This is a genomic window from Lysinibacillus sp. TE18511, assembly GCF_054062295.1.
Genome location: NZ_JBSSFD010000011.1, coordinates 1 through 13,367 on the forward strand (window position 1 = coordinate 1; position 13,367 = coordinate 13,367).

The window sequence follows — 13,367 nt, forward strand, 5'->3', positions numbered from 1 at the left end:
TCAAAGGAGCAAGCTCCTTCTCTGTTCGCTCGACTTGCATGTATTAGGCACGCCGCCAGCGTTCGTCCTGAGCCAGGATCAAACTCTCCATAAAAGAAATTTGATTAGCTCAAATTGTTTTGCTGGCATCATGTTTGATGTCCAAAATTTTGTTTTGTTCACTAACAAAAGTTAATTACTTAAAACTTTATTGATTACGTTTTGCTTGTTCAGTTTTCAAGGTTCATTTTTTCGTTTAATGCGTCACCTCTTGGCGACTTATACATAATAACATCGATTATTCATGAAAGTCAACACTAAATCATAAGTTTTTTTAAGAACTTTATTTTTATCTAGAAACGAGGTCGTTATGATGTTTCGTAAAACGTTGATTTCACTGCTTTTTATCGTAATACTGTTTGTCTTTATAAAGCCAATAAATTCTACTATGATTTCTGTATTTAACATCGCTGATGCTCCAGCAGTTGTAACAAAAGGATATTATGGTACATCACTTATTGTCGAAATTTCTTTTTCTGATGACACTCTGTTGGATTGGCTTAAAACTGTAAAAGCACCTTATCCGCTTCTCTTGTTAGATGCTGCTTGGATTGAACGTTCACCCGAACACATAAAAATTATTCAAGAGAGAAAACTACCTACAGGATTATTAGGACCTGAGGATTCAGTGGATAAACCAATTGATCTTGCCGTCGTGCAAAAAGATATTAATATTTACGAAAAGCACATGAAAGAAACACCGCTTTGGTTTGCAACTCGAAACCACCAATATTCTCAGGATTTACAAAAAAACTTATTTCAACAGCAGATGAATATACTTTCTCCCTCTCTAATCTGGAAAGGGGAAAAAACACCTAAATTACAAAAGGGCGATTTTGTTTTTATTTCTTTACACCAAAATAATCAAATCTCGTTAAAAGAGCTAAACACATTTCTACAACAAAATAAATTTATGTCGGTTGAGGAAAATATATTTGGCTATAAAGTGCAAACTAAAAAATCACCCTAACAAAAAAGTTGCCACCTACGTTTTCTAGGGGCAACTTTTTCTTTAAATTATTATGCATTTTTTGCTTGTTCAAGACGCGCTTTACGGCGTGCTTCTAATTTTTGACGATCCTCATCGGATTTCGCATTATATTTTGGTAATACTAATAATTGATAAGCATTTACCGCGAGTAGTGGAAATAGTAATAATGCAACATACTCGTTAATATTTTCATCGCGACCCATTAATGCAATTGTCCATTCCAATGTTGTAACGACAACCATAAAAAATAAAGCTGAAATGAAAACATGTTTTTTTCCTGTTAATTTTACTTTTTGAATGGCTGTTGCTACGGCTCCGAATATTAATACAATTAACAAGCCAATATAGAACACCCAACTTTGCCCCTCCTTGATGCCAGGTACAAAACGGAAGAAAATAATATCGAAAATAGTAATAGCAATTAATAACAGCTGTACCCAATTCCATAATGTCAGTGTTCTAAAAATATTAACTCCCACTTGATGGAGCGTTAAATATGCAAAAAAGCCTGCCTGTGCAATAACACTCATTGTAAATCCTAAGAAGACCATCCATAAAAGTCCGGCCAAGAATTCACCCCATTGACCATTTGCCGCATATGGTTGGAAGAATTCCCATCGAATAAATAAACTGCAAATTCCGTTGACTGCGCCACCAACGAGCATCGCAAAGAAGAAAAACTTTGCCCAATTTCGTATCGTCACAACTAAAAGTCCCCCAATTTCTCAATGTATATCTGTATTCATTTTAACAATGCATCGTTAAAAAAGCTATTTCTCATCCTAACCAATACATAAAGTCATCGTAAATGTGAACAATAATTGAAAGAGTCTATCTATAGAAAGGACTGATTATTAATGCGAAAATTTACCTTATTGCTATTTCTAATACTTTTTCTTTCTGCCTGTTCACAAGAGAAAACCTCTACCATGTCCTATGATGAAATAAAAAAAATAATGATCGACTCTTTACAAACCGAGGATGGTAAAAAGGCGTTGCGGCAGCTTTTAGAGGACCCCAGTTTCCGTGAATTATTGGTTTTGGAACATGAAGAAGTAAAGAAGGCTACCGAGGAAACCTTGCTTTCCCCGAAAGCAGAAGAATTTTGGAAGAAAACATTTGAAGATCCAAAATTTAAAGAAACGGTAGCTAAAAGTATGCAAAAGCAGCAGCAGGATATTATGAAGGAATTAATGAAAGACCCTGCTTTCCAAAAGGATATGGAGGCATTCTTTGGTCAGCCAGATATGCAAAAACAGTTAGAGACCATTTTAAAATCCTCCAACATGAGGAAACAAGTGGAGGAAATTGTGAAAGAAACGATAGAAAGTCCACTTATGCAAGCAAAATGGCAGGAGCTTATTCAGAAGAGCGGCGGTGAAGCTGGAAAAGCTGCAGGCGGTGAAAAAAAAGCAGCTGGCGGTGAAGGTACAAACAAAGAAGAAAAGAGCACTCAGTAACCCCTTATATGTAAAAACGGATTTCCTCCATTGTTTGAGGAAATCCGTTTTCATTATTTATTTAATTTATTAATGATTTTCGTCGCGATGTCTAAATAAATTTGTCCTGTTGTGTGTTTTTCAGCATAAACAGAAGGTGCAAAATCTGCATCTGACCAGTCAGGTTGACCAAGAGGAATTTGACCAAGTAGCTCTGAACGTAGCTCTTCAGCTAATTTCGGACCTCCACCTTGACCGAAAACAAATTCACGTTCACCTGATTTCGATTCATACCATGCCATATTTTCAACAACACCTAAAATTTCATGGTCTGTTTGTAGAGCCATTGCACCTGCACGAGCTGCTACGAACGCTGCCGTTGGATGTGGTGTTGTTACGACAATTTCTTTAGATGAAGGAAGCATCTGGTGAATATCTAATGCAACGTCACCTGTACCTGGTGGTAAATCTAATAGTAGATAATCTAGCTCGCCCCATTCTACATCACGGAAGAACTGATCTAACACTTTACCTAACATTGGTCCACGCCATACAATCGGTGCGTTGTTTTCAACAAAGAAGCCCATTGAAATCATTTTCACTCCAAGGCGATCAACAGGGAAAATTCGATTGTTTACCACTTTTGGCATATCTGTAACACCCATCATATCAGGCACACTGAATCCATAAATATCAGCATCAATCAAGCCAACCTTCTTACCTAGACGAGCTAATGCAACAGCTAAGTTAACTGATACCGTAGATTTCCCTACACCGCCTTTACCAGAGGCAATTGAAATAACTTGTACCGTGCTAAGCGGAGATAAAATATCTTGTGCCTCAGCCTCAGTTGCAACTCCACGGAAGCTTTGAAGTTTTTCTGCAGACATCTCTTCGAAACGAATACCAACTGTATCAGCACCCGCTTCTTTCAAAATTTCAACAATTGTCATTTGGAACTGTAATTGTTCAGGTGTATTTGTTTTTGCAATCGCAATTTTTACACTGACATGATTTTTCTCTTCTTTTATTGCTACATTTGTTATACCGTCTGTTTCTGCAAGTGATTTATGTAAAAATGGATCTTGTAGTTGTCCTAATATTTCATGTACTTGTTGTTCAGTTATCACGACGAACACTCCCCTTATATTATCTCAATGTTAGTATATCATAAATGATTTGATTTACGTTGTGTTGTTGCTCTATTCAATTTTAGCTAATAAATACGCTTCAATACCTTCAACAATTGCATCTCCCATTTTCTCTTGGTATTTTTTATCAGTTAATAGTGCACGTTCCTCATCATTACTTATAAACCCAGTTTCTACTAGAGCAGCAGGTACCTCAGCTTTTTTCAGTAAATATATTTGCTTTATAGACAACGCTTCTCGATCGGTATTTTTCAAATTAGTACGAATAGATTCTTGAATGTTCTTGGCTAATAATTCACTTTCAGCATGTCCCTCTTTATGATAAAACACCTGTGCTCCACGCCATTTTGTTTCAGGAATGGCATTTGCATGAATTGTAATAAAAACATCCGGTTTTTCCTTTTCTACTATGTCTTTTCTTAGAAAGATATCCTGCTTCTTTCGTTCTCTCAATGTTCCATACTTTTCTGATGACGCGTGCTCGTCGATAACATCTCCATCTTTTGTTCGTGTCATTACGACTGTTGCGCCTTTTTTCTTTAATTGCTTCTCCACATGCTGAGCAATTGCAAGTGTAATCTCCTTTTCAATTACTTCGCCCTTTGAAGCCCCTCCATCCTGACCTCCGTGCCCCGCATCAATAACTATTTTCAGGCCACCAAGTGGGTCCGGTAAAAAGAAGTTGCGGTCCGAAGCATTCGTTTCGTATGCCACGACCACTATACTCATCAGCATAATTACTCCTAGTGCAAGCCAGCGCTTCACCTATATCCACCACCCTTTTACATTCAGTGTACGAAGTTAGTGATTAAACTATGCCAGAAAGTAAAAAAAACTCTCAAGTATTGAATTTGAGAGTTTGATCTTGATCTGTACGAGGACTATTGCTGTTTATTTTAGTGTAAATTCTGGTTTAAACTTACCTGTATAAGGCTCATGCTCAACAAATACTGTTATATCCTTACCATCTTTATCTTTACCAGTTCTTTTATATGTGAATTTCTTATTATTTAGCTCAGTTATTTCGAGCACAGCCCCATATTTTTTGTCACCAATTGAAACATGAGCTCTTAATTTATTTCCATCGATCACATTAAAGTAACCATAGTCACCACGACTTTTACCTGTTTCAGGATTGAAAAATTCATATTTATTCGTATTAGCATCATATTTCGCAAGGCTAATAAAATTAGTATTATATTGTGTTACATCATTTTTGTTTACATCTAATACAACGGTTCCCTGCCAAAGTGTATCAGCTAAAATCTTATCTCCATCAACATCTTTTACGATAGTGCCTGTAGAAGTATTTAAAGTTTTATCTGGTTCAGTAAATGTAAGCTTTTTATCCTTATAAGGGACATGCTCAACGAATACTTCTACATCGTTACCATTTGCATCTTTCCCCATTCGTTTATACGTGAACATATTATTTTTTAGCTCAGTAATTTCAACAATTGCTTGGTAATTTTTCGTTTCTGAAATCAATATTCTATGTTTTCCATCATTCGTAATAAAGAAAACACCTTTATCATCGCGGCTTTGACCTGTATTTGGATCAAAAAATTCATAACGTCCTGACTCAGCGTCATATTTGGCTAAACCAATAAAATTTGAATTTTCAGCTGTTAAATCTTTTTTATTTTTATCGTAAACTTTTGTGCCCTGCCAGTTTGTGCTACTAAGAATATTGGCATTTGCTTGACCTTTTGTTATTTCTACTTGCCTTTTATCTGCAGTATTTTCTGTTTTTACTTCCTCCATTTTTTTAACATCTGCTTTATTCTGACATGCAGCAAGTAATGCCATTGTTGCAAGTGATACTATTAATAGCTTTTTCATAGGTACTAACCTCCATTTTTCAGCATAAAATAATCAACCTATAAGTAGTATCAACCATTTCCACATTAAATACTCATCACTTGTTTATTACTAAATCAGCGGTACCTTTTTATCGCTAAATGCAAATACTTGATATATGTTTATTTTTCTAATACTAAAGAACGCAAAAACCCCGCCACTAAGTGTGAAGTGACAAGGTTTTTGCAACTCTATGCAGTTATGTATACAGTTGCAAATGATTTTTAAGTAATTCGATAAAATGTTGGGCGGTATTGGACAAGCGATAATTCTTCATCCATATTAACCCAACAGGTGACGAAAACTCAGTTGCACCTGAAATTTTATAAGCATGTATAGCATACCCTTTATGACGTTTAAGCAATGTCTCTGGAACAATCGACGTGCAAAAATCAGATGAAATTAAATCCATTAAAAGAGAAATATCTGAGCACTCACCAACTAGATAAGGATTTAAATTCATTCGAGAAAAAGCTTCCAAAATCAAATAGTGAACACCTAAACCTTGTGTACTTGGTAGTATAAGCGGATAGTTTTGAATGTCTGTAAGCGTTACTTCATGATTGAACGGTTTCTGTTTATTAGATGTGATGAAATAGAAGGGTTCATTATAAAGATGGACAACTGAAAAGTCATTTAACTCAAGCGGTAATCGAATAATTGCTAACTCAATTACACGATCTCTTACTAATTGACAAAGTACAGCAGACTCATTTTGCTGAATTTTAAACGTCACCTTAGGGTAGTGATTTCGAAATTGATGGAGGATTTCAGGTAACGAAACATCTGAAAACGTATTTATGCCTATCGTTAGTCTACCTTTTACTCCGCTTCCTACTTCCTTCACTTCCATCTTTGCCTCGTCCATTAACTGAATCATTTGTAAAGCATATTTATATAAAGCTTTTCCTGCCTCCGTTACTTCTAAATGTTTTTTGCTTCTCTCTATTAATATTGAGCCTAGTTCTTCTTCCATTGCTTTCAATTGTTGACTTAATGGAGGCTGAGAAAGATGCAGTCTCTTCGCAGCAGCTGAAATGCTTTTTTCCTCTACAATTGCAATAAAATATCGCAGTTGTCTTATGTCCATCGAAGAAAACCTCCTTTTATATATGAAAAACTTAAGTAATTGATAGTATTAATATATTTTTTGTTTAAATATCTTCATGTTACCATATTTTTAATGAACGATGAAACGAGAATCGGAAAGAGGCATAACGATTATCCTGCTTCAACGCGGGCATGTTCAATCATGACGCTGATACAAGTATTGGTGATAGAGATGGGATGACACCGTAGCAACGTGCACGAAAACTAGGATTTCATGAAATTCGACAACATATTAATAAAAGTTGGAGCAGAAAATAATAGGTAAAGCTTAGGCAATGGCTCGTTAATTGGAAAGCGTTTATGAAAGTTCATTACTTAATATTGTAAGTTACTTCTAATATTCAAGGAGGATTCAACATGATAAACGAGACAGATTTAAAGCATCTAAGACGCTGTATTGAACTTGCAAAATTTGCTTTGCAGGTTGGAGACGAGCCATTCGGTTCAGTTCTCGTTTCTGCTAACGGAGACGTACTTGCGGAAGACCATAATCATGTTTCGGGCGGGGATTATACTCAGCATCCGGAATTTGCGCTGGCACGTTGGGCTGCTGAAAACATGACTACTGAAGAGCGAAGCAAGGCAACCGTATACACCTCTGGCGAACATTGCCCAATGTGCGCGGCCGCTCACGGCTGGGTTGGCTTAGGTCGGATTGTTTATGTAAGTTCCTCAAAACAGTTAACACAATGGCTAAATGCAATGGACGTCGTTTATACATCACGTGTACGCAGTTTGCCTATTCATGAAGTCATACGTGATACTACAATAGAAGGCCCTGTTCCTGAGCTTGTGGAGGAAGTTCGTAAACTTCATCGCCAGTTTTATGCGGCGAAGCATTGAACTTATTGTCGGGAAAGGTTTATGAATAATTCTCATCAGAAAAGCGCGAGAAATCAACGTTTCTAAAATTGATTTCTCGCGCTTTTTAAGGGTTTGGCCAGTTTTGTCCCAGCTCTTTTTCTGTTATAAAAGAAGAATTGTATCTATCTTTTTGGTAGGTATCTGTGACTCCTAATTTAAAGCTACCTGCCATTTTTTATACTTTCTTATCGCATTAACATTTGGGTGCCCCTTTCGCATGAAGTCGGTTGACCAGACCAAACTTTATTGTGCGTTTGGGGTATTTTCTTGTCCATAGCTACCAGCTTGCCAGAACCACTCACATAGCAAAGGGTTTCAAGGCATACAAAAAACCCTTTCCCGACAGAACCGGGAAAGGGCTTGAAAACGTTGATAATCGTATGATTAACGTTTTGAGAACTGAGGTGCACGACGAGCGCCGCGTAGACCTGGTTTTTTACGTTCTTTCATGCGTGAATCACGAGTAAGTAATCCAGCAGATTTTAATGCAGCACGGAAATCTGGGTCTACTTGAAGTAGAGCACGAGCGATACCGTGACGTACTGCACCAGCTTGACCAGTGTATCCACCACCGTTAACGTTTACGTGGATATCGTAGCTTCCAGTTGTTTCAGTAGCCACTAATGGTTGTTTAATTACTTCGCGTAATGCAGCGAATGGTACGTATTCTTCGATTTCACGTTTGTTGATAACAATTTTACCTGTACCTGGTACTAAACGTACGCGAGCTACAGAGCTTTTACGGCGACCAGTGCCGATGTATTGAACTTGTGCCAAAGTAATATCCTCCTCTTAATTTATATTATCCGCGAAGCTCGTAAGCTTCTGGTTTTTGTGCAGCATGTGGATGCTCTGTTCCAGTGTAAACGTTAAGTTTAGTGAACATTTTGCGACCTAAAGAGTTTTTAGGAAGCATCCCTTTAATTGCTAATTCGATCATTCGTGTTGGGTATTTATCTAACATTTCACCAGCAGTACGAGTTTTTAAACCACCCGCAAATTGAGTATGGTGACGGTAAAGTTTACCCTCTAATTTGTTACCAGTTAAATGGATTTTGTCAGCGTTGATGATGATTACGTGATCACCTGTGTCAACGTTTGGTGTGAATGTTGGTTTATGTTTACCACGTAAGATAGCAGCTACTTCAGAAGCTAAACGTCCAAGAGTTTGGCCTTCTGCATCAACTACTAGCCATTTACGGTCTACTTCGTGACCTTTAGCCATGAATGTTGTACGCATGTATATATCCTCCTAATCGATTCGATTACCGTTATTTTTCATTAAACTACACTATAAGTTTTCGGGGCTTATTTGTGGTGGTAATGAAAATACCATCTGTTATCATATAATGAATGACTTTTAAAGTCAAGCAATTTCAATAAACACCTGGAGAAGTTGTTCAGATTCATCGATTGTTAGAATTAAGGCGTTTGTGAGCCTTTATTTTATAAAAATACAATGATATTTCGCTTCAAGAATTCTATAACATTTGCTAGTTGTTCTTCTTAATGATTCGTCATCATAACGTGGGGTTGATCTCCGTTCCGGCTGGGCGCTTTGTTGCTGACGCTTCGCTTTCGCACAGATAAAACATTTGCCGCTGACGCTTCGCTTTCGCGCAGAGCAGAGCTTCCTGGGGGCGTCCAGCCTCCACTCCAATCAACTTATATGCATGGCATACGTTCTAAAATGGCATCATAACTTTTGGTGGTGATTCTTTAATAGAAAACCTTCTCAAGATACAGACCTTGTGGAGGTGCAGTTTTCCCCGCTTGATCGCGATTCATAGATTTAACGACTAGCTCTACGTTTTCAATATCGCGTCGTCCTACACCAACTTCCCAAAGTGTGCCTGCGATAATACGTACCATATTATACAAGAAACCATTTCCTTCAATTACCATATGCAGCTCCTCACCATGCCATTCAAATTGTAACGACGTCACCGTTCGCACCTTATCTTTGACACTTGTATTGGCTGCACAAAAGCATGAAAAATCATGTGTACCGATAATAGCCTTTGCTGCCTCCTGCATTGCCTCAACATTTGGTTTTACACCATTTGTCTCTACCGTATAATATCTACGAAATGGACTCTGTACAGACTCACATGACCATATATATCGATATCGCTTCCCTGTTACACTGTAGCGCGCGTGAAAATCAACAGCTACTTCTTCAATCGACATTACTCGAATATCTCTTGGCAGTTGAACATTCAATGCCTTCATGTATTTATCTACCGGAATCGCAAGTGGTGAATCAAAATGCAATGTTTGGCCTATTGCATGCACTCTTGCATCTGTACGTCCACTCGCTGTTACCTTTACCTTTTCCCCTTTATGCATAATGGCTAGAACACGCTCAAGTTCTGCCTGTACTGTCCGCTCCCCAGGCTGTACTTGATAGCCAGAGAATTGCGTTCCATCATAACTAATTATTACTTTTAATCGTCGCATAAAGCTTACTCCTTTTAACTTCTATAGAAGAATAGTAAAACGGCCATTGCTCCTAATAGCACGAGTGCAAATGTATCACTCATATCCCATTTTAGCTTGCGATATCTTGTACGGCCTTCTCCTCCACGGTAACCTCTTACTTCCATAGCTGTTGCTAAATCCTCGGCTCGTTTAAAAGCACTTACAAAGAGAGGCACCAATAATGGTACAACCGCTTTGATACGATCTTTTATCGGTCCAGAAGATAAATCAGAACCACGTGCCATTTGCGCCTTCATAATTTTATCTGTTTCATCCATTAGCGTTGGAATAAAGCGCAATGATATAGACATCATCAGAGCTAACTCATGCACAGGCACTTTCACCGCTTTTAACGGATTTAGCAGTACTTCAATGCCATCCGTAATAGAAATCGGTGATGTCGTAAGCGTTAAGATAGATGTCATAAACACTAGAACTAAGAAACGTATCGAAATAAATATCCCTTGTCGGAGACCTTCTTCATAGATCGTGATAAACTTCCATTCGAAAACTACAGCGCCTTCCCTCGTCATAAAAATATGCAGCAGGAATGTAAAAGCCATTAAAAAGAGCACTGGCTTTAGACCATTAATTAAAAAATACAGACGAATACGTGACACTAGTACAACGAGTAAGGTAAATGCCAATAGTAGGGCATATGTCACTGTATTGTTTGCTAAAAAAACAATAATAATGAACGCAAACACAAATATAAGCTTTGATCGTGGGTCGAGCTTATGAACTGGAGAATCCCCTGGTAAGAAGCGCCCAAATATCATTTTCTCCATCATGATTCTGCACGCTCCTCTCTTAGCACTCGAGCAATTTCAGTAGCTAGCTCTTCTTCGGTTAAGCATATCTTTGAGAAGGGTGTATTTATCATTTTTTCGATTTTTTGTTGAAAGCGTACGATACGAGGTGGTTCTAAGCGAAGATTTTTTAATGTCTCCACATCTTTGAAAATGTCTTGCGGTGTACCACGTAATACATTTTTCCCTTCATGCATAATGACGATATTGTCCGCGTAACGAGCTGCGTCCTCCATACTATGCGTAACGAGAATCGTCGTTAAACCACGTTCCTGATGTAGCTTATAAAACATATCCATAATCTCTTTCTGACCACGTGGATCAAGCCCTGCAGTTGGTTCATCTAATACAATAACTTCAGGCTCCATCGCTAATACACCAGCAATGGCCACTCTGCGCATTTGTCCACCTGATAAATCAAAAGGTGATTTTTCAAGTACGTCCTCTGGTAAACTTACTAAGCCTACAAGTTCTCTTGCTCGCGCTTCGGCCTCTTTCTCCGATACACCAAAGTTCATAGGACCAAACATAATATCCTTTAATACCGTTTCTTCAAACAACTGATGCTCCGGGAATTGAAACACAATACCAACCTTTTGACGTACAGCCTTTAAATCCTTCGCCTTTTTTCCAGCTACAACAATGCGATCTCCAATATGTACTTCCCCTGAAGTTGGTTTTAGAAGTGCATTAAAATGCTGAAGAATTGTCGACTTACCGGAGCCAGTATGCCCAATTATCGCCTGATACGTATGTGAAAGAATTTCAAAATCTATATCGAATAATGCACGTTTTTCAAAAGGCGTACCCTGTGCATAGGCATAGCTTACTTGTTGAAGTTTGATGTCCATAAATCATTCACCAACTCTTCTTCTGTCATATGTTGTCCCATTAACGGAACACCTTCCTTTTGTAATAACTTTGATAACTTCATGGCAAATGGTAAGTCTAGCCCAAACTCAACTAGCTTGTCCCCCAGCGCAAAAATTTCATCAGGTGAACCTTCAGCAAATTTTTTTCCATCATTCATAAAGAGAACACGATCTGCAAGCATCGCTTCTTCTAAATCGTGTGTAATGGATATTACTGTTAGCCCTGTTTCAGCACGTAATGCTTGTACTGTTTGTAATACCTCAGCACGTCCCTGTGGATCTAGCATTGACGTAGCTTCGTCTAGAATCAGGAGCTTTGGTTTCAATGCAAGTGCACCAGCAATAGCAACACGCTGCTTTTGCCCACCTGATAAGTGATGCGGCTCATGATCTAAAAAATTCCCCATTTTTACTTGTTCGAGTGCCGCATGTACACGTTCCACCATCTCTTCGAATGGTACTCCGTTATTTTCAAGGGCAAAAGCAACATCATCCTGCACTGTCGCTCCAACAAATTGATTGTCTGGATTTTGAAAAACCATGCCCATCTGTGAACGGCTCTCCCATAGGTTTTCCTCATTCAACACTTCGCGCAGTATACGCACATCGCCCTGTTGTGGGTATAGCAAGCCATTCATAAGCTTCGCTATCGTGGATTTACCAGAACCGTTATGGCCGACAATGGCAATCCATTCCCCTTCCTGTACCGAAAAGCTTACATTTTCAACAGCATTACGACTTCGTTTTTCTTCTGGTGTATATGAAAATGTCACATTATTTAATGATAAAATTTCTGGCATTTCTAGAACTCCTCTCTACATGCTCAGCTCTACTAACTAACTTACACTTTTTTATGTATGAATTCTACTACAATCATTATGTCGATAAAAGAAAAGTGCAAAAAAGACTTTCTTTTGTTTTCCTATATAGTACTAAATATAATTTATAGAATATCTTTTAATATACAAAATGATACCCCCAAATTTAAATACATCAACTATTAAAGTGAAGATTTAAAAGTTACCCAAACGTTCCGACAACATTCATTATAGAAACAAAATATAAAAAGCCCGCATATTAAAAAAAGCACCACTATTGGCGCTATCAAATACTTCTCTAAAAAATAAAAAAGCGCGCACCTCATTCAATAGAAATGCGCTAGTCGTTACATTTTCAAGAAACATGGGTGCTCAAGCCCTTGTTTCCTCTGAATGAGGTGCGGAGAGCTAAACGAGACGCCACACAACAGTGTCCGCTCATCATAACGCTCAGCTTAATTATTTGTCGTATAAATCGTTTATAAAGAAAGAGGGTGGTGATTCCACCCTCTTCACCACTTGTCTTCTATTATGATTAAACTAATTCAATCACAACAACAGGTGCACCGTCACCACGACGAGGACCTACTTTAAGAATACGAGTGTAACCACCTTGACGCTCTGCATAACGTGGTGCAACATCATCAAATAACTTTTGAAGTGCAAATGAAGTTGTTTCGTTACCTTCTGCATCAGTAGTTGTTACTAGTTCACGACGGATGAATGCAGCAGCTTGACGGCGTGCATGTAAATCTCCGCGTTTACCTAAAGTAATCATTTTTTCAACAGCTTTACGTACTTCTTTAGCGCGAGCCTCAGTAGTTTCGATACGCTCGTTGATGATTAAATCAGTAGCTAAGTCACGTAACATCGCTTTACGTTGAGAACTTGTACGACCAAGTTTTCTGTAACCCATGGATGTTTCCCTCCTTT

Annotated in this window: 16 protein-coding genes and 1 rRNA gene; 3 read left to right on the plus strand and 14 right to left on the minus strand. The window is 38.1% G+C overall.

The window, feature by feature from the left end:
* Positions 1-94: ribosomal RNA gene (locus ACVWXS_RS10350) — 16S ribosomal RNA — on the minus strand; the annotation flags it as partial.
* Between the two features lie 258 nt (positions 95-352).
* Between ACVWXS_RS10350 and ACVWXS_RS10355 the strand changes: the two genes are divergently transcribed.
* Positions 353-1,009: a hypothetical protein gene (locus ACVWXS_RS10355; protein WP_402987095.1), complete on the plus strand. Its 657-nt coding sequence runs from the start codon at positions 353-355 to the stop codon at positions 1,007-1,009.
* A 50-nt stretch (positions 1,010-1,059) separates the two neighbouring features.
* Here the strand turns inward: ACVWXS_RS10355 and ACVWXS_RS10360 are convergent, their stop codons facing one another.
* Positions 1,060-1,734 carry a KinB-signaling pathway activation protein gene (locus tag ACVWXS_RS10360; RefSeq protein WP_456958147.1) on the minus strand — a complete coding sequence of 225 codons (675 nt, stop codon included), beginning with the start codon at positions 1,732-1,734 and terminating at the stop codon, positions 1,060-1,062.
* Positions 1,735-1,887: 153 nt separating this feature from the next.
* Here ACVWXS_RS10360 and gerD point away from each other — a divergent pair, with 153 nt between their 5' ends.
* On the plus strand, positions 1,888-2,490 hold the full coding sequence (gene gerD / locus ACVWXS_RS10365; protein ID WP_402987091.1) for a spore germination lipoprotein GerD: 603 nt from the start codon (positions 1,888-1,890) through the stop codon (positions 2,488-2,490).
* A gap of 53 nt (positions 2,491-2,543) precedes the next feature.
* Here the strand turns inward: gerD and ACVWXS_RS10370 are convergent, their stop codons facing one another.
* The 4 genes from ACVWXS_RS10370 to ACVWXS_RS10385 form a co-directional block, all read right to left on the minus strand.
* A complete protein-coding gene (locus tag ACVWXS_RS10370) occupies positions 2,544-3,599 on the minus strand; it encodes a P-loop NTPase (RefSeq protein ID WP_456958149.1) in 1,056 nt (351 codons plus the stop codon).
* Positions 3,600-3,671: 72 nt separating this feature from the next.
* Positions 3,672-4,385, minus strand: coding sequence for an N-acetylmuramoyl-L-alanine amidase (locus ACVWXS_RS10375; RefSeq protein ID WP_402987087.1), 714 nt, complete (start codon positions 4,383-4,385; stop codon positions 3,672-3,674).
* A gap of 126 nt (positions 4,386-4,511) precedes the next feature.
* Entirely contained in the window at positions 4,512-5,384 is an 873-nt protein-coding gene (locus tag ACVWXS_RS10380) for a DUF4822 domain-containing protein (RefSeq protein ID WP_456958237.1), read from the minus strand.
* 295 nt (positions 5,385-5,679) lie between these two features.
* Positions 5,680-6,570, minus strand: a complete 891-nt coding sequence (locus tag ACVWXS_RS10385) for a LysR family transcriptional regulator (protein ID WP_402987083.1) — start codon at positions 6,568-6,570, stop codon at positions 5,680-5,682.
* A gap of 377 nt (positions 6,571-6,947) precedes the next feature.
* Between ACVWXS_RS10385 and ACVWXS_RS10390 the strand changes: the two genes are divergently transcribed.
* Positions 6,948-7,433: a nucleoside deaminase gene (locus ACVWXS_RS10390; RefSeq protein ID WP_427420674.1), complete on the plus strand. Its 486-nt coding sequence runs from the start codon at positions 6,948-6,950 to the stop codon at positions 7,431-7,433.
* A 405-nt stretch (positions 7,434-7,838) separates the two neighbouring features.
* Here ACVWXS_RS10390 and rpsI read toward each other — a convergent pair whose 3' ends face one another.
* From rpsI to rplQ, 8 genes are all read right to left on the minus strand, one after another.
* Positions 7,839-8,231 carry a 30S ribosomal protein S9 gene (rpsI, locus tag ACVWXS_RS10395; RefSeq protein ID WP_004233744.1) on the minus strand — a complete coding sequence of 131 codons (393 nt, stop codon included), beginning with the start codon at positions 8,229-8,231 and terminating at the stop codon, positions 7,839-7,841.
* A gap of 25 nt (positions 8,232-8,256) precedes the next feature.
* On the minus strand, positions 8,257-8,694 hold the full coding sequence (gene rplM / locus ACVWXS_RS10400; protein ID WP_049662886.1) for a 50S ribosomal protein L13: 438 nt from the start codon (positions 8,692-8,694) through the stop codon (positions 8,257-8,259).
* Between the two features lie 280 nt (positions 8,695-8,974).
* Complete coding sequence (locus ACVWXS_RS10405; protein ID WP_456958152.1) at positions 8,975-9,118, minus strand: hypothetical protein; 144 nt, start codon at positions 9,116-9,118, stop codon at positions 8,975-8,977.
* Between the two features lie 55 nt (positions 9,119-9,173).
* Positions 9,174-9,914 (minus strand): tRNA pseudouridine(38-40) synthase TruA, encoded by a 741-nt coding sequence (truA, locus tag ACVWXS_RS10410; protein WP_374964559.1) that lies wholly within the window; start codon positions 9,912-9,914, stop codon positions 9,174-9,176.
* 14 nt (positions 9,915-9,928) lie between these two features.
* Positions 9,929-10,726 (minus strand): energy-coupling factor transporter transmembrane component T family protein, encoded by a 798-nt coding sequence (locus ACVWXS_RS10415; protein ID WP_068986531.1) that lies wholly within the window; start codon positions 10,724-10,726, stop codon positions 9,929-9,931.
* Positions 10,723-11,595 carry an energy-coupling factor ABC transporter ATP-binding protein gene (locus tag ACVWXS_RS10420; RefSeq protein WP_456958155.1) on the minus strand — a complete coding sequence of 291 codons (873 nt, stop codon included), beginning with the start codon at positions 11,593-11,595 and terminating at the stop codon, positions 10,723-10,725. The genes ACVWXS_RS10415 and ACVWXS_RS10420 overlap by 4 nt, the downstream gene beginning before the upstream one ends.
* Positions 11,571-12,416, minus strand: coding sequence for an energy-coupling factor ABC transporter ATP-binding protein (locus ACVWXS_RS10425; RefSeq protein ID WP_368637323.1), 846 nt, complete (start codon positions 12,414-12,416; stop codon positions 11,571-11,573). Before ACVWXS_RS10425 ends, ACVWXS_RS10420 begins: the two co-directional genes overlap by 25 nt.
* Positions 12,417-12,969: 553 nt before the next feature.
* A complete protein-coding gene (rplQ, locus tag ACVWXS_RS10430) occupies positions 12,970-13,350 on the minus strand; it encodes a 50S ribosomal protein L17 (protein ID WP_012296051.1) in 381 nt (126 codons plus the stop codon).
* Positions 13,351-13,367: the final 17 nt, after the last annotated feature.

What these genes read in the sequence shown, in the direction of transcription:
- ACVWXS_RS10355 (WP_402987095.1), top strand. Translation starts at nt 353, where the DNA reads ATGTTTCGTAAAACGTTGATTTCACTGCTTTTTATCGTAATACTGTTT.
- gerD (WP_402987091.1), top strand. Translation starts at nt 1,888, where the DNA reads ATGCGAAAATTTACCTTATTGCTATTTCTAATACTTTTTCTTTCTGCC.
- ACVWXS_RS10380 (WP_456958237.1), bottom strand. Translation starts at nt 5,384, where the DNA reads ATGGAGGAAGTAAAAACAGAAAATACTGCAGATAAAAGGCAAGTAGAA.
- ACVWXS_RS10385 (WP_402987083.1), bottom strand. Translation starts at nt 6,570, where the DNA reads ATGGACATAAGACAACTGCGATATTTTATTGCAATTGTAGAGGAAAAA.
- ACVWXS_RS10390 (WP_427420674.1), top strand. Translation starts at nt 6,948, where the DNA reads ATGATAAACGAGACAGATTTAAAGCATCTAAGACGCTGTATTGAACTT.
- rplM (WP_049662886.1), bottom strand. Translation starts at nt 8,694, where the DNA reads ATGCGTACAACATTCATGGCTAAAGGTCACGAAGTAGACCGTAAATGG.
- truA (WP_374964559.1), bottom strand. Translation starts at nt 9,914, where the DNA reads ATGCGACGATTAAAAGTAATAATTAGTTATGATGGAACGCAATTCTCT.
- ACVWXS_RS10415 (WP_068986531.1), bottom strand. Translation starts at nt 10,726, where the DNA reads ATGATGGAGAAAATGATATTTGGGCGCTTCTTACCAGGGGATTCTCCA.
- ACVWXS_RS10420 (WP_456958155.1), bottom strand. Translation starts at nt 11,595, where the DNA reads ATGGACATCAAACTTCAACAAGTAAGCTATGCCTATGCACAGGGTACG.
- ACVWXS_RS10425 (WP_368637323.1), bottom strand. Translation starts at nt 12,416, where the DNA reads ATGCCAGAAATTTTATCATTAAATAATGTGACATTTTCATATACACCA.
- rplQ (WP_012296051.1), bottom strand. Translation starts at nt 13,350, where the DNA reads ATGGGTTACAGAAAACTTGGTCGTACAAGTTCTCAACGTAAAGCGATG.